Consider the following 16,994-nt stretch of genomic DNA (forward strand, 5'->3'; position numbering starts at 1 on the left):
TCCCCAGCTGAGTACAGTGAGAGATCGATCTCGATCAACGATGAGGAGCTCCCATGACGCTGACCCACCCGGCCCCCTCCGAGACCCGTCTCTCGCGCGGAGTCTTCGACGACCGGCGTCGGCTGAACCGCTCCTACCTGCTCTCGCTGACCGACGAGGGGCTGCTGCAGAACTTCCTCATCGAGGCCGGGATCGGCGACCAGGGCTGGCATCTGCACCCGTCCGAGGACAGCCGGGAGGCCCGCGGCCTCGACCGGCACTGGGGCTGGGAGACTCCCGGATCGCAGCTGCGCGGGCACTTCCTCGGCCATTGGCTCTCGGCCGCCGCCCGCGAGGTCGCGGTCACCGGCGACGCGCTGCTGCGCGCCCGGATCGACTCGGTGCTCGACGGCCTCGAGCGCTGCCAGGAGGAGAACGGCGGAGGCTGGATCTGGGCGATCCCGCGCGGCTACCTCGATCGCCTCGCCACCGGTCGCCCGATCTGGGCGCCGCAGTACGCGATGCACAAGCTGCTGATGGGGCTCGTCGACCTGCACCGCGACCTCGGCGACGAGCGCGCGCTGCGCATGGCCCGGGAGGCGACCACTCCGCTGCTCGAGTGGGTGCGGGGCTTCGACGACGCGCAGTTCCAGCGGATCCTCGAGGTCGAGACCGGCGGGATGCTCGAGGTCTGGGCCGATCTGCTCGAGGCGACCGGCGACCCCGTCTACTCGGAGCTGCTCGAGCGCTACTACCGCCGCTGGCTGTTCGACGGGCTCCTCGAGGGCCGCGACGTGCTGACGAACAAGCACGCCAACACCACGATCCCCGAGGTGCTCGGTGCCGCGCGCGCCCACGAGGTCACGGGCGAGGAGCGCTGGCGGAGGATCGTCGAGGCCTACTGGGAGCAGGCGGTCACCCTCCGCGGCACCTTCTGCACCGGCGGGCAGACCTCGGGCGAGATCTGGACGCCTCCGTTCGAGTTCGCCGCCCGCCGCGGCGAGAAGACGCAGGAGCACTGCGGCGTCTACAACATGATCCGCCTGGCCGACGTGCTGCTGCGCTGGACGGGCGACCTCGCCTACGCCGACTACATCGAGCTCAACCTCTACAACGGGATCCTCGCCCAGCAGAACCCGCGCACCGGCATGGTCGCCTACTTCCTCCCGCTCGAGGGCGGCGCACGCAAGAACTGGGGATCGCCGACCGAGGACTTCTGGTGCTGCCACGGCACCCTGGTGCAGGCGCACACCCGCCACTCCGGGCTGGTCTTCTACCGCGGAGGCGACACCGAGCTGGTCGTCGCCCAGCACATCGACGCGAGCACCCGCGTGCAGACCGCCGCCGGCGAGGCGAGGGTCCGGGTCGAGGTGCTCGACAACGCGGGCTACGTCGGACCCGACTCGAACGCGGGGGAGGCGGGAGACCTGCGGCGCCCCCGGGCGTCGCGGCTGCGCATCGAGGTCGAGGGCGCCCCGCTCACCGTCAGGGTGCGGGTGCCGGAGTGGACCGTCGGCGCACCGGCGCTCGCGGGCTCCGACGCGGCCTCGGTGGTCGACGGCGCTCTCGTCCTCGAGCACGCGGGCGGCGTGACCCGGGTCGACGCGGCGTTCGGCACCGAGGTGCGCGTCGTGCCGATCCCCGACGAGCCCGGCACGGTCGCCTTCGTGGAGGGGCCGGTGGTGCTCGCCGGCCTGGTCGACCACGAGGTGCAGCTGCGCGGCGAGGTCCAGTCCGCCTCCTCGCTGCTCGCCCCCGACAACGAGCGGCAGTGGACCCAGTGGCTCCGCGGCTACCGCACCGTCGGGCAGCCCTCGTCGATCAGGTTCCGGCCCGTGCACGAGATCGTCGACGAGCCGTTCTCGCTCTACTTCCCCGTCTCGACTCGCCCGTGAGGGGCGCCGTCCCGCGTTCGCGGCTCCTGCTGCCGATATTCGCGATGCTCGTGGGCTTCGGCCCGCTCACGATCGACCTGGTCCTGCCCTTCCTCCCGACGCTGCAGACCGATCTCGGCGTCTCGGTGGCGACCGCGCAGCTCGTCGTGACGGGGGCGACCTTCGGCTTCGCCGCCGGCCAGCTCGTCTCGGGGCCTCTGAGCGACGCGGTCGGGCGCAAGTGGCCGCTCGGAGTCTCGGCGGCGCTGCACATCGTGGCGAGCCTGGTCGCGGCGACGACGTCCGACACAGCGGTGCTGCTCTCGGCGCGCTTCGTGCAGGGGGCGGCGTGCACCGCGGCCGGAGTGGTCGTCACCGCGATCGTCCGCGACCTCTACAGCGGCAAGCGGCTGGTGACGATGCTCGCGAACCTCGCGGTGATCGTCTCGGTGTTCCCGATCCTGGTCCCGTCGGTCGGGGCGCAGCTGACCAAGATCATCGACTGGCGCGGGTCGTTCCTCGCCGTCGCCGTCTGGGGAGCGGTGGCGACCGCTGTGGCGCTCGTCGTGCTGCCCGAGACCCTGCCCCCGGAGCGGCGGCACCAGGGCGGCCTGATGCCGTCGCTGCGCAACTCCTTCGGGATGCTGCGCCGACCCCGCGTGATCGCGCTCGCCGCCGCGTCGGCCGCCGGCTGGTCGGTCGGCTTCGCCTACCTCGCGACCGCGCCCTTCCTCTACACGAACGTGTACGAGGTGGGCCCCGATCTCTACGGGCTCCTGTTCCTCGCCACGTCGCTCGTGACGATCGCCGTCGGGCAGACGACGGGCCGGGTGATCGTGCCGCGCTTCGGTCCGCGCTTCGCTATGATCGCCTCCGCGATCGTGACCGCCCTCGGCGCCGTGGTCGTCGCGGGGCTCGCCCTCGCCGGCACCCCGCCGCTGTTCGTCGTGGTCGGCGGGCTGACCTTCGCGCTCGCGGGCCGCTCGCTCGGCTACGCGCCGGTGCAGTACCTGTCGCTGCAGGGCCCGTCGAGCGAGGCGGGCAGCGTCACGGCGATCCTCGGCACGGTCAGCTTCACGGCCGCCGGGCTCGTCATGCCGGTGATGGGCGCGTACGCGGAGGTGTCGCTCCTGCCGTTCGCGATCCTCCTGGTCGTCGCGGCTCTGGTGGAGGGCGCGGTGGCGCTGCTGTTCCGCCCCGGATCGCGGCACTTCGACTCCGGTGGCACACGACTCGACGACGAGAGAGGCTGACATGGCCCCCCTGGCACTGCACTGCGGCGGATACACCCTGCTCTTCCGAGCGGGCGGCATCGAGGTCGAGGCGGGCGGGCGGATCCTCTACGCCAACCCCCGGCCGATGTTCGTGACGGTCAAGACGGCCTTCGCGGTCAGCGAGTTCTCGGACGGCGCGTACTCCGAGGTGGTCGAGACCGGAGGCGCGATCGAGGCCCGGGGCACGATGACCGTGCCGACGGGATCGGTCTTCGCGTTCACCGACGTCTACGAGGCGATCGGCGAGGGGGTGCGGGTGAGCCGCGCGGTCGAGGTGCTCGAGGAGGGGGACGACCTCGGCTTCTCGACCAAGGTGTCGCTGTCGATGCTCGAGTCCGACGCCGTGCGCGACTACGACTGCTTCGCGCCGGGCGTCCGCTACCGGCAGAACGAGTACGCGCCGGGGGAGGATCTCGACGCCGAGTACTTCTGGCGGAGGGAGACGCGCTACGGGCTCCCGCTGTTCGCGATGCAGAACCGGGCGTCCGGAGAGACGGCGACGCTCGCGCGCTGGGCGGCCGACGTGACGCTGCCGACCCCCGACGTCGTCTGGTCCGAGAACATCACCGATCCGCTCTGCACGGTCGGCGCGATCGGCATGAGCCGACCGCAGAGCAGGACGCTGAACTACCTCTACTACGGCTTCGGAGTGCGCAAGCAGCTCGACGTCCGCCCCGCCGGGCTCTCGATCGACTACGTCTACCCGGCGGCCGACGGGCAGCTGCCGCTCGACAACCCCTACGCGGGCCTCGACTACGACGAGGCGCCCCAGAGGTTCCAGCGGATGAACCACCCCGTGACGACCGGCTTCGTGCAGACGTACTCCGTCGCGCTCACCTTCGGCCGCTACGACGGCTTCGCGTCGATGATGCGCGAGGTCTGGCGGGAGGCGTACGCGCGCCTGCGCGACACCCTGTTCGAGGTCGACAACGAGCGCCACTACCGCCACGGGATGGAGATCCTGAACCGGTCGACCCGCGCCTACGGCGACTCCTGGGGCCTGCCCTTCGCCTGCCAGCTGCCCGACCTGGACGTCTCGAGCGTCTCGTTCCAGTTCGGCTTCGTGGGGCAGCAGCCGGGCATCGGCTACCAGCTGATCCGCTACGGCGACAGGGAGGGGGTGCCGGAGGCGTTCGAGAAGGGCGTGGGCGTGATCGACTTCTGGGCCCGGGAGGCGATGACGTCGTCGGGTCTGCCGCAGATGTGCTGGAACCCGACCCTCGGCGGCTTCGAGCCCTACCCCCACTACCTGCGGATGCTCGCGGACGGCGTGGAGGCGGTGCTCGACGCGTACCTCCACCTGCGGGCGACGGGCGACGAGCGGGCGGGCTGGCTCGAGTTCTGCCGGCGCGCGGCCGACTGGCTGGTGCGCGTCCAGAACGACGACGGGAGCTTCCACCGCGCGTACCACGCCGACAGCTCGGTCCGGATGGACTCGAGGTCGAACACGCCCAGCGTGATCCGGTTCCTGGTGCAGTTCCACCTGGTCTCGGGCGACGCGAGGTACCGGGAGGCGGCCATCCGCGCCGGCGAGTGGACGTTCGAGAACAGCCACCGCACCCTCGAGTACCGCGGCGGCACCTGCGACAACGCCGACGTCCAGGACAAGGAGGCGGGCATCTACGCCCTCTTCGGATTCCTCGCCCTCCACGATCTGACCGGCGAGGACCGCTGGCTCGAGGGGGCGACCCGCGCCGCCGACTACACCGAGACGTGGACGTACGCCTGGTCGTTCCCGGTGCGCACGATCTGGCCGAAGCACCCGTTCAACCGCTACTCGATCAGCGGCCAGAGCATCATCACGATCGGCGGCGGCGCCGACGTGTACATGGCCGCGTGCTCCTACTCCTACTACCGGCTGCACCTGCTCACCGGAGACGAGCACTACCTCGACTTCGCCGAGTTCATCCACAAGAACACGCGCCAGTCGACCGACGTCGACGGCAGCATCGGCTACGCGATGCCCGGCCTCGGGCACGAGAGCGGCGACTTCGCGAGCCAGACCCTGCAGAGCCAGTACCACTGGCTGCCCTGGTGCACCTTCGTCGAGGTCGATCCGTCGTCGCGGCTGCGCGACACCTTCGGCGGCTACGAGATCGCGGATGCGCAGCGCCTGCCACCCGAGGAGCGTGCGGCGCGGAACCGCATCTACGACACCTACGGGCGGGCCGGCTGAGCCCGCTCGGGGGCCGGGGGTGCTGCGGGCGCCGGCGCTGCGGTTCCCGCCGGGTCGGCGCCTCCTCGGGTCGCCGAATCGTCCCGTGAGGTCAGTGTGCCCGCAGCGCGTTCACGGGCAGCCGGCTCCCGGCGACCGAGTCGGCCGTATGCGGGAGAGGCTCCCGCCCGCCGGGCTCACCGAAGGGGTCATCGGGCAGTGCAGCGGGTTCGCGACGGAGCAGCCACAGCAGAAGTGCCTTCACTCGCTTCATCTCGGACTCCCTCGGGTCGGCGTTCTCCGACGGTAGCCGACCGTGAGCCCGATCCGGCCGGACGGGTGTGGGGATCGACGGGCGTGCCCCGCACCCGCCGTCACCGCTCGTCCCGGTCCTGTGTCTGCGGGAGCTCGCGCTCGTGCGCGTCGTGACCGTGACGCTCACGAGTGCCGCGGCTCCCACGGCGGCGATCGCCGCGACCACGAACGCCGCGGAGTAGCCGGCGGAGAGGGCGCCGCTGCTGATCGGATCGGGCTCCGCGGCACTGACGGCGACAGCCGTGGCCGTCAGGGCGGCCAGGCCGATCGCGGCGCCGACCTGCTGCGCGGTGTTGACGAGGGAGGAGGCGATGCCGACGACCTCGTGGGGCACCGCGCGCACGGCGGTGAGGGTGAGGACGAGGAAGCTGCCGCCGAGCCCGGCGGCGGTGAGGAGGAGGGCGGGGGCGATGTGGAGGAGGTAGCTGCTCTCCTGGCTGATCCGGGACAGCCAGAAGAGGCCCCCGGCGGCGACGAGCAGGCCTGCGCCGGCGAGGAGCCGGGAGGAGGCGCGCGAGGCGAGGGACGAGCCGACGGCGCTGCCCGCGATGATGCCGATGCTGAACGGGATGAAGGCGAGGCCGGTCCTGAGGGGGTCGTACCCGGCGAGGTTCTGGAGGAAGAGGGTGAGCAGGTAGAAGCCGCCCATGAGCCCGCCGCCGATCACGGCGGTCGCGACGTAGGATCCGGCGCGGTTGCGGTCGGCGAGGATCACGAGGGGGAGCATCGGCGCGCGCGCGAGCCTCTGTCGAGCGAGGAACACGAGGAGCACGACCGCGGCGAGGGCGAGAGCGGCGAGGGTGACGGGCGCGTCCACTCCGGCCTCCCCGGAGTGCGTGACGCCGAAGACGAGGGCGACGAGCCCGGTGGTCGCGGTCACCGCCCCGAGGACGTCGAGCCGGCCGCCCGCGCGACCGCTCTCGGTGAGGGTGCGGGTTCCGGCGAGGACGACGAGGCCGATCGGGAGGTTGACGAGGAACACGGACCGCCAGCCGAGCGTGCTGACGAGGACTCCTCCGAGCAGGAGGCCGCCCGTGATCCCGATGCCCGACACGGCCGCGTAGACCGCGAGCGCCTTGTCGCGCGCCGCGCCGGGGGAGTACGTCGTGGTGATGAGCGCGAGCAGATTCAGTGCGGCGAGCGCCGCCCCCACACCCTGCAGGGCGCGGGCGGCGATCAGTGCCTCCTGGGTTCCCGCGATCCCGGCGACGACCGACGACGCCGTGAAGAGGACGAGCCCGATGCGCAGGACCCGGCGCCGACCGGCGAGGTCGCCGAGCGTTCCGCCGAGCAGGAGCAGGCCTCCGAAGGCGAGGATGTAGGCGTTGATCACCCACGGCAGCGTGCTGCTGCGCATGCCGAGCTCGGCCTGGATGCTGGGCAGGGCGATGTTCGCGATCGTGTCGTCCAGGACCAGCATCAGCTGCGCGCTCGCGATGACGACCAGCGCGGCGCGGGCCCTCTTCGCGTCTGTCGGCGGGGTCGTGGTGGTCGTCATGGCGCTCCTCCGGGATCGGGGTGGTCTCTCTCCACCATACCCCCGGGGGGTATCCGACCGAGTGCGGGAGGAGGAGCGCGGTCAGCCGGGGAGGTCGGCGATCCCGAGCCCCGGCGCGTCGTCACGCCGCCCGCCCCGGAAGGTCACGAGAGGGGCCACATCCGCCCAGCCGAGGCTCTCGTAGAGCCGGCGCCCGCTGACGCTCGCCATGAGGAGGGCGGTCGTCGCGCCGGTCTCCGCAGCCCAGGCGCTGAGACCGGTCATCACGAGGCCGCCGAGGCCGCGGCGACGGAACGAGGGCATCGTCTCGATGCGGTCGAACACGACATCGCCTGCGCGCACCGCCGCCTGCCCGCGAGCGGCGAGCTCGCCCCGCACCTCGATGCGGGCGTGCGCGACCCGGCCGTCCACCTCGATGCGCACGCTCGCGGGCACCTCCGCGGGCACGATGCGCGTGGTCATCATGCCCTCGCCGCTCGTCACGGGATCGAGAGCCGCCACGGCGTCGCGGCTCTGCGCGTCGAGGTCTCCGACGAGAGTCAGCCACACGTCCGGCGCGGTCGTGGCGGCCACCAGACGGCGCAGCTCGGGGAGCGACGGCGCGACGCTGATGTACTCCCGCGAACGGGTCTCGGCCGCGACCTCGACGAGCCACCCGTCGCCGTCACGGCGCCGGAGCATCCGGCGGGAGTCGCACCATCCCTCGACCCACCGTCCTGCCAGAGCTCTCGTCACGACCATCCGGACACGGTAGCGGCAGGCTCGCCGCGCCCGGCCGCACCCTCTCGGAAGGGGTCGCCGCCGGCGCTGTCCAGCCCAGGCGACTCCCTGGAGGGCATCGGCATACTCGGAGGCGGCGACGATCTCGCCACCACCCCCGAGGAGAACCATGCGCACCGTCAACGCCTACGCCGCACCGTCCGCCACCGAGCCGCTCGTCAAGACCACCGTCGACCGCCGCGACGTCGGACCCCGCGATGTCTCGATCGACATCGCCTACTCCGGCGTCTGCCACTCCGACATCCACACCGTCCGCGGCGAGTGGGGCCCCATCCAGTACCCGCAGGTCGTCGGCCACGAGATCGTCGGCCGCGTCACCGAGATCGGCTCCGAGGTCACCAGGCACGCCGTCGGCGACCTCGTCGGCGTCGGCTGCATGGTCAACTCCTGCAAGCAGTGCGAGCAGTGCCTGGCCGGCCAGGAGCAGTACTGCCTCAAGGGCAACATCCAGACCTACGGCGGCACCGACCCGGCCGACGGCACCATCACGCAGGGCGGCTACTCCGAGGCCGTCGTCGTCGACGAGGACTTCGTGCTCCGCGTCCCGGAGTCGCTCGACATCGAGAAGGTCGCGCCGCTGCTCTGCGCCGGCATCACCACCTACTCGCCCCTGCGCCACTGGAACGCCGGCCCCGGCACGAAGGTCGCGGTCGTCGGCATGGGCGGCCTCGGCCACATGGCCGTGAAGATCGCGCACGCCATGGGCGCCGAGGTCACCGTGCTGTCGCAGACGCTCTCGAAGAAGGAGGACGGCCTCCGCCTCGGCGCCGACCGCTACTTCGCGACCAGCGACGAGTCGACCTTCGACGAGCTCGCGAGCTCGTTCGACCTGATCATCAACACCGTCTCGGCCAAGCTCGACATGTCGAAGTACATCGGGCTGCTCGCGATCGACGGCACGCTGGTCAACGTCGGCGCTCCGTCGGAGCCGCTCGAGATCCCCGCGTTCGCGCTCATCCCCGCGCGCCGCAGCTGGGCCGGCTCGATGATCGGCGGCATCGCCGAGACGCAGGAGATGCTCGACTTCTGCGCCGAGCACGGCATCCTGCCCGAGACCGAGCTCATCTCGGCCGACCGGATCAACGAGGCCTACGAGCGCGTGCTGAAGTCGGACGTGCGCTACCGCTTCGTCATCGACGCGGCCACCTTCGCCTGATCCGCCGGTACCGGCGCGCGCCCCGAGAGGGCGTGCACCGGGCCGCCCGGACTCCAGGAGTTGTCGCACTCGACCTCGACTGCGACAACTCCTGGAGTCTCGAGGCCCCCAGGCTCCCGGGCGTCACTCCTCCGGGTCGACCACGAGCCCGACGCCACCGCCACGGCGCTCGGGTTCGGCGACCGCGATCATCCGCCCCGAGGGCTCGACCTCGATGGCCGCCACCGCGCCGATCTCCGCGGCCGAGGTGAACGTGTCGCCCGAGGGCGTCAGCTGCTGCCCGAACGGGGCGAGGTCGTCGGCGTACGCCTCGATGAACGCGGGCTCGGCCGAGGTCGATGCCGTGTTGCGCTGCGATGCCCGGGGCGCCGCGACCGCCTCCGGGAGGGTCATCCCGAGGTCTATGCGGTTGACCAGCGTCTGCAGCACCGTCGTGATGATCGTGGCGCCTCCCGGCGATCCGACGACGAGCTTCACCTCGCCGCCGTCGAGCACGATCGTCGGAGACATCGACGAGCGCGGGCGCTTGCCCGGCTCGATCCGGTTCGGGTCGCCGTCGACGAACACCGTCGAGAAGTCGGTGAGCTCGTTGTTGAGGAGGAAGCCGCGCCCGGGCACGGTCATCGCCGATCCGCCGGTCTGCTCGATCGTCAGCGTGTAGGAGGCGGCGTTGCCCCACTTGTCGACGACGGAGAGGTGGGTGGTCGAGATGTTCTCGGTGTCGGGCTGCTCCTGGGCGACGGCGGTCGAGCAGGCGGATCCGTCGAGGGCACCCGCGGCGACCGGTCGCACGGAGGCCGTCGTCGGGTCGATCGTGCAGTCGCGGGAGTCGGCGAACTCCTGGCTGAGCAGCGTCTCGGTGGGCACGTCGGTGAAGGCCGGGTCGCCGACGAAGGCGCCGCGGTCGGCGAACGCGCGGGCCGAGGCCTCGAGGTAGAGGTGCAGCGCGCTGCCGGTCTCCTCCGCCCCGAGGTCGTGGTTCTCGAGGATGTTGAGCGCCTCGCCCACCGCGATCCCGCCCGAGGAGGAGGGGGCCATGCCGTAGACGTCGAGTCCGCGGTAGGAGACGCGGGTGGGCGCCTGCTCGAGGACGGAGTAGGCGGCGAGGTCGGCCTCGGTCAGGGAGCCGGCCGGTGCGGGGAGGGCGGAGCCGTCGACGATCCGCGGGTTCTGCACCGTGTCGGCGATCTCGGCGGCCAGCGGTCCCTCGTAGAACGCGCTCGGCCCGTGGAGCGCGATGCCGGCCAGGGTCTTCGCGAGATCGGGATTGCGGAAGGTGCTGCCGACCTTCGGCGCGTCCCCGCCGGGGAGGAACAGCTCGGCCGTGTCGGGGAACTCCTGGAACCGCTCGAGGTTGTCGAGCGTCTGGCTGCGGAAGGTCTCGTCGACCGGGAAGCCCGTCGCGGCGAGCGCGATGGACGGCGCCAGCACGACTCCGAGCGGCAGGGTGCCGAAGCGGTCGACCGCGGCGTCCCAGGTCGCGACCGTGCCGGGGACCCCGACCGCGACACCCGAGGACACGAGGTCGGGGGTGAAGGGATACGGGGCGCCCGTCGCCGGGTCGATGAACGCGTCCGAGGCGATGCCGGCCGGTGCGGTCTCGCGCCCGTCGATCGTGCTCACCGCCCCGGTGGCCGCATCGAAGTAGACGAAGTACCCGCCGCCGCCGATGCCGGCGCTGTAGGGCTCGGTCACGCCGAGGGCGGAGGCTGTGGCGACCGCGGCGTCCGCCGCGTTGCCGCCGCGCTTCAGGACCTCGAGCCCGACCCGGCTCGCGTACGCGTCGACCGACGAGACCGCGCCGCCGTCGCCGACCGAGGTCGAGGGCGAGACGACCGGACCGCCGAGCGCGCCGCGGATGTCCTCGGGCGAGAGGTTCGGGAGCCCGGGGATCGTCCTGTCGAGAGCGGTGGCGGGCGCGGCGCCCGCCACCCCGAGAGAGACGACCGCGACCAGCGCGAGCGCGATCCGTCGGAGACCTGATGTCGTGGCCATGGTGTTCCTCCATCGGAACTCGGTGTGGCGCGGAGCGGGTGTCCCCAATCTAGGGGCGTACTCGGTCTGCGGGCTACGGCACCGGGCGCTCCGAGCGGACCGCTCAGACCGCGGTGGGCTCGGCCGGTGCGGGCTCCTCCGTGGTGCGGGAGGCGGTGAGGGACAGCGAGCCGATCGTCGCGATCACGCCGACGAGGGCGGCGACGACCAGGTAGGCGATCCGCTCGCCCGCGAAGAAGCTCTGCACGAGGTCGGAGCTCCACGTGCCCGCCGGGAGGGTCTTCGTGACCAGGGCGGCGATGAGGGTGCCGACGACCGCCGTGCCGAGGCTGGTGCCGAGCTCCTGGGAGGTGTCGTTCAGGGCGGCGCCGATCGAGGTCCGGTTCTCGTCCATCGCCTCGACGAGGGCCACCGCGCAGATCGTCATGATCGTCCGCAGTCCGATCGTGAGGAGGACCATCATGGCGGCGATCGCGAGGTAGCCCTGGTCCACCGCCCAGGCCAGGCCGAGCAGTGCGCCCACCAGCAGCGCGGTGCCGACGAGGCAGGCGAGGCGGTGGCCGAGGCGGGCGGCGAGCTGCTCGGCGATCGGAGTCGCGGCGATCATCGTGACGATGACGGGCAGGTTCGCGAGGCCCGCCTGCATCGCGCTCCAGCCGTACGCGTACTGGAAGTGCAGGATCAGAGCGAACAGGACGCTGGCGAACGCGACGGAGGCGGCGAGCTGCGTGAGTGCGGCGCCGCGGACCGGCCCGGTGCGGAAGATCGCGAGGTCGATCATGGGCGATGCGGCGCGACGCTCCCGGAGGACGAATCCGGCGACGGCGGCGACCGCGCCCAGGGCGCACGCGATCGTGACGGGCGAGAGCCAGCCGGCCTCCACGCCGCTGGTGAGGGTGTAGCAGCCGAGCCCGATCGCGGCGACGGTGAGCACCGCGCCGGGCAGGTCGAGCCGCTCGGAGGTCAGGTCGGCGCGCCGGTCGGCCGGCACTCCGACCCGGACGCCGATCCAGGCGATCAGGGCGATGGGTGCGTTGACGACCAGGAGCCACTGCCAGCTGAACTGGCTGAGGACCGTGCCGCCGAGGATCGGGCCGAGGACGAACCCGGACATGCCGACGATCATGACGATCGTGATCGAGCGCATCCGCAGCTTCTCGTCGTCGAAGAGCCGGAAGATCAGCGACATCGTGACGGGGGCCATGGCCGCGGCGGCGCCGCCGAGCACTGCGCGCAGGGCGATGAGCTGGCCGATGTCGGAGACGAGGACGACGGCGAGGCTGATCAGGCCGAAGGCCGCGAGGCCGGACAGCAGGACGCGGCGCCGGCCGAACCGGTCGGCGGCCGACCCGGCGGTGAGCAGCAGGCCGCCGAAGGTGAGGGAGTAGGCGCCCGTCACCCACTGCAGCCCCGCCGTCCCGCTGTCCAGCGAGCGGCCGATCGTGGGCAGGGCGATCGAGAGCAGGGTGTTGTCGACCATCTCGACGAAGAAGGCCAGGCAGAGGGCGGCCAGCGGGAGGGCCGCGGCGCGCAGCGAGGTGTAGGCCGGAGCCTTGGCGGGGGTGATCGTGAGTGCGCTCATCGCGGACCTCTCTATCGAACACCGTACGACTATCGAACGACGTTCGTCAACATAGAACGGCGTTCGGTAAGATGCAAGACATGGCTGCAGATCGATCGAAGGAGACCGAGCGCCCGGGCCCCACCCGTGCCCGGGGTCGCCAGCGGGCGTCGCACTCGCTCGACACGGTGCTGGGGGAGGCCATCGCGATCCTCGACGAATCGGGCGAGCCTGCTCTGACCTTCCGCGCGCTGGCGGCGAGGCTCGGCGGCGGCGTGGCGAGCATCTACTGGTACGTCGCGAGCCGCGACGAGCTGCTCGACCGGGCGACCGAGGAGGTGATGGGCCGGGTCCTCGAGGACAGCGAAGCGCTCGTCCACGGGCCCGACCCGGTGGCCAACGTGCGCGCCCTCGCCCTCGCGCTGTTCGACGAGTTCGTCCGGCGGCCGTGGTTCGGCCAGTTCATGCTCCGCAACAACGGGCTGCAGCCCAACTCGATGGCGATGTACGAGCGGATCGGCCAGCAGCTCATGAGGCTGGACCTGACGCCGCGGCAGCGCTTCCACGCGGCGTCCTCGATCGTGAGCTACGTCGTCGGCGTCGCCATCGACCTCGCTCAGCCGCCGCCGCCGGAGTTCCTGGAGAGCGGGCTGGACCGGCTGGAGTTCCTGGCGGTGTTCGCGGACCGCTGGCGCGACCTCGACCCCGAGGCGTTCCCCTTCGCCCACCAGGTGGCCGACGAGATGGCCACGCACGACGACCTCGACGTGTTCCGCTCCGGCCTCGATCTGCTGCTGGACGGGCTGCGGCTGCAGGCGGGCCTCGGACCGGCCGGCTGGGTGGTGGCGGGCGACGCAGGAGAACCGGCGCCGACGGACGAGCGGACTGCGCGCGGGCCGTCCGCCTCCGCCTGAGGACTGCGAACAGAGAACTGCTCCCGGCCCTCGTGACGAGGACCGGGAGCAGCGCGACCGGATGAGGGGGGATCACCCGATGTCGCGGTCTTCACGGTAGGAGCGGGCCCTATGGTCCGCCCCTGCACGGTCTCGGTGACTCCCCTGGAGGCCGATCAGTGGTCGAGGGCGAGGTGGAGGGCGAGGAGCGATCTCCCGTAGTCGTTGCCGTTCGGGGTGCGTACATCGGAGTGGATGTGCTGCCGGGAGGGAGTGTCGGCGGCGCCCCAGCCCTGCCCGATGGGGCCCGGCGTCTCGCAGTCGAACTCGATCCAGACGACAGGGGTCGGCGTCGCGGGGCACGTTCTCGTGCGAGTGCCGGGCGGAGCCGGAGGAGGCGGGATCGGTCGGGGGAGTGGGTTCGCTGGTCATGGGACTCACTGTGGGATCGTGCTGCGGAGGGCGGCAAGACGCTCCGGGGCTTCCTTGCGGGCTTCTGGCCCGGCCCACAGGCAGGGCCTCCGGGCGCGCCGCGAGCCCCGATGCCGGGTCGCATCGGGGCGTCGGGCGCAGGGCGCTAGTGAGCGTCCACCCGCGTCGCGGCCGTCTGCTCTCCGTGCGGAGCGGTGGCTGCTCCGTCCGTTCCGGCAGGGGCGGGTTCGTCCGGTTCGGGGTCTCGGAGGTCGCGGGTCTCGGTGCGGAAGATCCGGATGCTCTGGCCGAGGCCGCGAGCGAGTTGGGGGAGCTTCCCTGCGCCGAAGAGCAGGATGATGACGGCCAGGACGATCAGGCCGTGCCAGCCCGTGATGTTGTGCAGCATGAGGGTTCCTTCTCTCCGATCAGTGGTCGAGGGCGAGGTGGAGGGCGAGCAGGGACTTGCCGTAGTCGTTGCCGTTGGGGGTCCGCACGTCGGAGTGGATGTGCTGCGCGGAGACGACGCCGTCCTCGGCGCCGTCTCCACGGCCGACGGGGCCGGGGGTCTCGAAGTCGAACTCGATCCAGATGACCGGCGACTGCACCCGGAAGTAGAAGAGGTCCTCGTCTCCGGTGCCGCCGACCCAGGCGAAGTAGGTCTCGTCGAGGTGCTCGTTCACCTCCGCCATCTTCACGGCGGCGTGTCCGTCGTCCATGTTGCCGACGAACCGGGCGATCAGCGCGATCACCGCCGCCTGGGACGCCGAGCCGAGGTCGGTGAGGACGACGCCCTCGTACGGCTGCACGAGGTTGTCCTTGAAGGCCTCGGCGACGTTGTCGTCGCCCGTCTTCGAGGAGCTCGTGATCGCCGTGCTCTGCTCGCTGCTCGAGAGGGTCTGGATCGTGGTGCGCGCCAGTGCCGTCTCCTCGGTGAAGATCGACACCCCCTCGTACTCGTGGTCGAGTCCGAAGTTCGCGTTCACCGGTTCGGAGCCCATGAACGTCGGAGTCATCACGACCTGGTCGCCGAGGACGAAGTAGTTGATGACGAGGTGGTGGCCGTCGATCTGCCACCCCCACGGATCCGTGCTCGAGGGGGTGCCCATGATCGTGAACCAGTACAGGCCCTCGTTGAACTGCGACTCCGACCCGATCAGGACGCCGGCGTACTCGTTGAGCTTCATGATGTTGCGGCTCGTCTCGAGTCCCTGAGCGCTCAGTCCGGCCTCGAGGATGGCCATCGCGGCGGTCTTCTGGTCGTCGGTCATGTCGCCGAGGCTGAGTCCCTGGCGGGTGTAGCCGTCGACGTTGCTCCACATCCGCCACTCGTCGGTCGTGTAGTCGGTCGGGTCGACGTCGAAGAGGACGGACGCCTTCTGATCGTCCGTCAGCGTCGCGAGCCAGGCCGTCGCTGCGGCGACGACCGCGTCGGTGCTGACGCCGGTCTCGTAGACGCTGAACAGGTCGGGGATCACGGTGCCGTCGGTGGTGAGGCCGACGAACTCCTCCGTGACCCCCTCGCTCATCCCGCCGGCGCCGCCCTCGCCACCGGCTCCCGGGGCGCCGCCCTGTCCGCCGGCGGACGCCGTCGAGGTGGCGGTGGTCGACCCGGTGCTGCAGGCGGCGAGCATCATCGAGAAGGCCGCGGCGCCGGTGGTGGCGAGCACGCCGGTCATGAACCTGCGGCGGTTGAGGCCGCGAGGGGAGTCAGCGCTGTAGAGGCGATGCCCGTCGGCGTCACGGGCGAGGACCTCGGCGTCGTCTGACGCGGACGGAGTGCGGGGGTGCGAATGACCGGGGCGGGGGGTGATGTCGTTCATGAGCACACTGTCCGATGCGCCCGACGGACCCGGCAAGAGACCATCGGAACCGCATCGAATCCTCATAGGAAGCACCAAGGAGACGCGGCCCACGGACCTCGGTCACGGTCATCGGAGGCCCACTGACCGCGCATAGACGGGTCATAGGAACGCTGGCGAGAGTGTGCGCATGAGAGTCAGCCCCACTCCTCCCGGTCTCGCCGTGCCGCTGCATCGCCGCCCGCTCGCCGCCCCGATCGCCGTGATCATCGGACTCCACCTCGTCGGCTGGGCGAGTCTGCTGCTGATCATCGCCCCCCAGCACCTGACCGTCGGCACCGATGCGTCCGGCACCCCCGTCCTCTTCGGTCTCGGGCTCGGCTTCGCGGCCTACGGTCTCGGCATGCGTCACGCGTTCGACGCCGACCACATCGCCGCGATCGACAACACCACCCGCCGCCTCGCCGGCGACGGCAAGCCGGCCGCCACCGTCGGCTTCTGGTTCTCCCTCGGCCACTCCAGCGTCGTCGTCATCCTCTGCGCCCTGCTCGCCCTGGGGGTGAAGAGCCTCAGCGGACAGCTCGATGACGAGGACTCGGCGCTGCACAGCGTCACCAGCGTCGTCGGCCCGACCGTGTCCGGGCTCTTCCTCATCCTCATCGCAGTGCTCAATCTCACCGCCGTCATCGGCATGGTGCGGATCGCTCGCCGACGTGCCGCGACTCCCCACGATCCCGAGAAGCTCGAGCAGCTGCTGCACAGGCGAGGCCTGCTCGCCCGCCTCGTGGACCGCACCGGCGCCGGCATCAGCAGCCCGCGGCGGATGTACCTCGTCGGATTCCTGTTCGGCCTCGGCTTCGACACCGCCACCGAGATCGGACTGCTCGTGCTCGCGGGCACCGCCAGCGCCTACGCGCTCCCCTGGTACGCCATCCTCACTCTGCCGATCCTGTTCACCGCCGGGATGTGCGCCCTCGACACGGCGCAGGGGATCATCATGCGCCGCGCGTACAACTGGGCGGGCGCCGTCCCCCGCCGCGCCCTCGTCTACAACGTCGCCGTCACCACGATCTCCCTCGTCATCGCCTTCGCGATCGGCATCGTCGAGCTCTCGAGCGTCGCGGCGGACCGGTTCTCGCTCGACGGCCCCGTCGGCTGGCTCGGGACCATCGATCTCAGCACCCTCGGCTTCGCCCTCACCGGCATCGTCCTCACCGCCTGGATCGGTCTCCTGCTCGCCCAGCGGGCCGACAGCCGTCGTCGCCGACGCTCGAGCGTCGCGACCGCCGCCGGCCACTGAG

12 protein-coding genes are annotated in these 16,994 nt (G+C 71.4%); 6 read left to right on the forward strand and 6 right to left on the reverse strand.

Annotation, left to right across the window (positions count from 1 at the left end; translation table 11 throughout):
- The first annotated feature begins 53 nt into the window (after positions 1–53).
- Genes GSU68_RS02050 through GSU68_RS02060 form a run of 3 tightly spaced genes read left to right on the forward strand, consistent with a single transcriptional unit; the run spans position 54 to position 5,303 of the window.
- Positions 54–1,874, forward strand: a complete 1,821-nt coding sequence (locus GSU68_RS02050; RefSeq protein ID WP_159905465.1) for a beta-L-arabinofuranosidase domain-containing protein — start codon at positions 54–56, stop codon at positions 1,872–1,874.
- Complete coding sequence (locus GSU68_RS02055) at positions 1,871–3,106, forward strand: MFS transporter (protein WP_159905466.1); 1,236 nt, start codon at positions 1,871–1,873, stop codon at positions 3,104–3,106. Before GSU68_RS02050 ends, GSU68_RS02055 begins: the two co-directional genes overlap by 4 nt.
- A gap of 1 nt (position 3,107) precedes the next feature.
- Positions 3,108–5,303 carry a hypothetical protein gene (locus tag GSU68_RS02060; protein WP_208544631.1) on the forward strand — a complete coding sequence of 732 codons (2,196 nt, stop codon included), beginning with the start codon at positions 3,108–3,110 and terminating at the stop codon, positions 5,301–5,303.
- Positions 5,304–5,394: 91 nt separating this feature from the next.
- Here GSU68_RS02060 and GSU68_RS02065 read toward each other — a convergent pair whose 3' ends face one another.
- Both GSU68_RS02065 and GSU68_RS02070 read right to left on the reverse strand, forming a co-directional pair.
- Positions 5,395–7,095, reverse strand: coding sequence for an MFS transporter (locus GSU68_RS02065; RefSeq protein ID WP_159905467.1), 1,701 nt, complete (start codon positions 7,093–7,095; stop codon positions 5,395–5,397).
- Between the two features lie 81 nt (positions 7,096–7,176).
- A complete protein-coding gene (locus GSU68_RS02070) occupies positions 7,177–7,836 on the reverse strand; it encodes a GNAT family N-acetyltransferase (RefSeq protein ID WP_159905468.1) in 660 nt (219 codons plus the stop codon).
- Positions 7,837–7,984: 148 nt separating this feature from the next.
- On the opposite strand from GSU68_RS02070, the gene GSU68_RS02075 reads away from it, so the two are divergent.
- A complete protein-coding gene (locus tag GSU68_RS02075; protein WP_159905469.1) occupies positions 7,985–9,031 on the forward strand; it encodes an NAD(P)-dependent alcohol dehydrogenase in 1,047 nt (348 codons plus the stop codon).
- 123 nt (positions 9,032–9,154) lie between these two features.
- On the opposite strand, the gene ggt is transcribed toward GSU68_RS02075, so the two are convergent.
- Both ggt and GSU68_RS02085 read right to left on the reverse strand, forming a co-directional pair.
- Positions 9,155–11,026: a gamma-glutamyltransferase gene (ggt, locus tag GSU68_RS02080; RefSeq protein ID WP_159905470.1), complete on the reverse strand. Its 1,872-nt coding sequence runs from the start codon at positions 11,024–11,026 to the stop codon at positions 9,155–9,157.
- A gap of 103 nt (positions 11,027–11,129) precedes the next feature.
- Positions 11,130–12,608: an MFS transporter gene (locus tag GSU68_RS02085; protein WP_159905471.1), complete on the reverse strand. Its 1,479-nt coding sequence runs from the start codon at positions 12,606–12,608 to the stop codon at positions 11,130–11,132.
- Positions 12,609–12,688: 80 nt separating this feature from the next.
- Here GSU68_RS02085 and GSU68_RS02090 point away from each other — a divergent pair, with 80 nt between their 5' ends.
- Positions 12,689–13,501 (forward strand): TetR/AcrR family transcriptional regulator C-terminal domain-containing protein, encoded by an 813-nt coding sequence (locus tag GSU68_RS02090; protein WP_159905472.1) that lies wholly within the window; start codon positions 12,689–12,691, stop codon positions 13,499–13,501.
- A gap of 556 nt (positions 13,502–14,057) precedes the next feature.
- Here the strand turns inward: GSU68_RS02090 and tatA are convergent.
- Positions 14,058–14,300, reverse strand: a complete 243-nt coding sequence (gene tatA, locus GSU68_RS20020; RefSeq protein WP_159905473.1) for a twin-arginine translocase TatA/TatE family subunit — start codon at positions 14,298–14,300, stop codon at positions 14,058–14,060.
- Positions 14,301–14,319: 19 nt separating this feature from the next.
- Positions 14,320–15,714, reverse strand: a complete 1,395-nt coding sequence (locus tag GSU68_RS02100) for a DUF3500 domain-containing protein (RefSeq protein ID WP_159905474.1) — start codon at positions 15,712–15,714, stop codon at positions 14,320–14,322.
- 169 nt (positions 15,715–15,883) lie between these two features.
- Between GSU68_RS02100 and GSU68_RS02105 the strand changes: the two genes are divergently transcribed.
- Positions 15,884–16,993: a HoxN/HupN/NixA family nickel/cobalt transporter gene (locus GSU68_RS02105; RefSeq protein WP_159905475.1), complete on the forward strand. Its 1,110-nt coding sequence runs from the start codon at positions 15,884–15,886 to the stop codon at positions 16,991–16,993.
- Position 16,994 lies beyond the last annotated feature (1 nt).

Source organism: Rathayibacter sp. VKM Ac-2759 (assembly GCF_009834225.1).
Taxonomy (GTDB): domain Bacteria; phylum Actinomycetota; class Actinomycetes; order Actinomycetales; family Microbacteriaceae; genus Rathayibacter.

What these genes read in the sequence shown, in the direction of transcription:
- GSU68_RS02050 (WP_159905465.1), top strand. Translation starts at nt 54, where the DNA reads ATGACGCTGACCCACCCGGCCCCCTCCGAGACCCGTCTCTCGCGCGGA.
- GSU68_RS02060 (WP_208544631.1), top strand. Translation starts at nt 3,108, where the DNA reads ATGGCCCCCCTGGCACTGCACTGCGGCGGATACACCCTGCTCTTCCGA.
- GSU68_RS02065 (WP_159905467.1), bottom strand. Translation starts at nt 7,095, where the DNA reads ATGACGACCACCACGACCCCGCCGACAGACGCGAAGAGGGCCCGCGCC.
- GSU68_RS02070 (WP_159905468.1), bottom strand. Translation starts at nt 7,836, where the DNA reads ATGGTCGTGACGAGAGCTCTGGCAGGACGGTGGGTCGAGGGATGGTGC.
- GSU68_RS02075 (WP_159905469.1), top strand. Translation starts at nt 7,985, where the DNA reads ATGCGCACCGTCAACGCCTACGCCGCACCGTCCGCCACCGAGCCGCTC.
- ggt (WP_159905470.1), bottom strand. Translation starts at nt 11,026, where the DNA reads ATGGCCACGACATCAGGTCTCCGACGGATCGCGCTCGCGCTGGTCGCG.
- GSU68_RS02085 (WP_159905471.1), bottom strand. Translation starts at nt 12,608, where the DNA reads ATGAGCGCACTCACGATCACCCCCGCCAAGGCTCCGGCCTACACCTCG.
- GSU68_RS02090 (WP_159905472.1), top strand. Translation starts at nt 12,689, where the DNA reads ATGGCTGCAGATCGATCGAAGGAGACCGAGCGCCCGGGCCCCACCCGT.
- tatA (WP_159905473.1), bottom strand. Translation starts at nt 14,300, where the DNA reads ATGCTGCACAACATCACGGGCTGGCACGGCCTGATCGTCCTGGCCGTC.
- GSU68_RS02100 (WP_159905474.1), bottom strand. Translation starts at nt 15,714, where the DNA reads ATGAACGACATCACCCCCCGCCCCGGTCATTCGCACCCCCGCACTCCG.
- GSU68_RS02105 (WP_159905475.1), top strand. Translation starts at nt 15,884, where the DNA reads ATGAGAGTCAGCCCCACTCCTCCCGGTCTCGCCGTGCCGCTGCATCGC.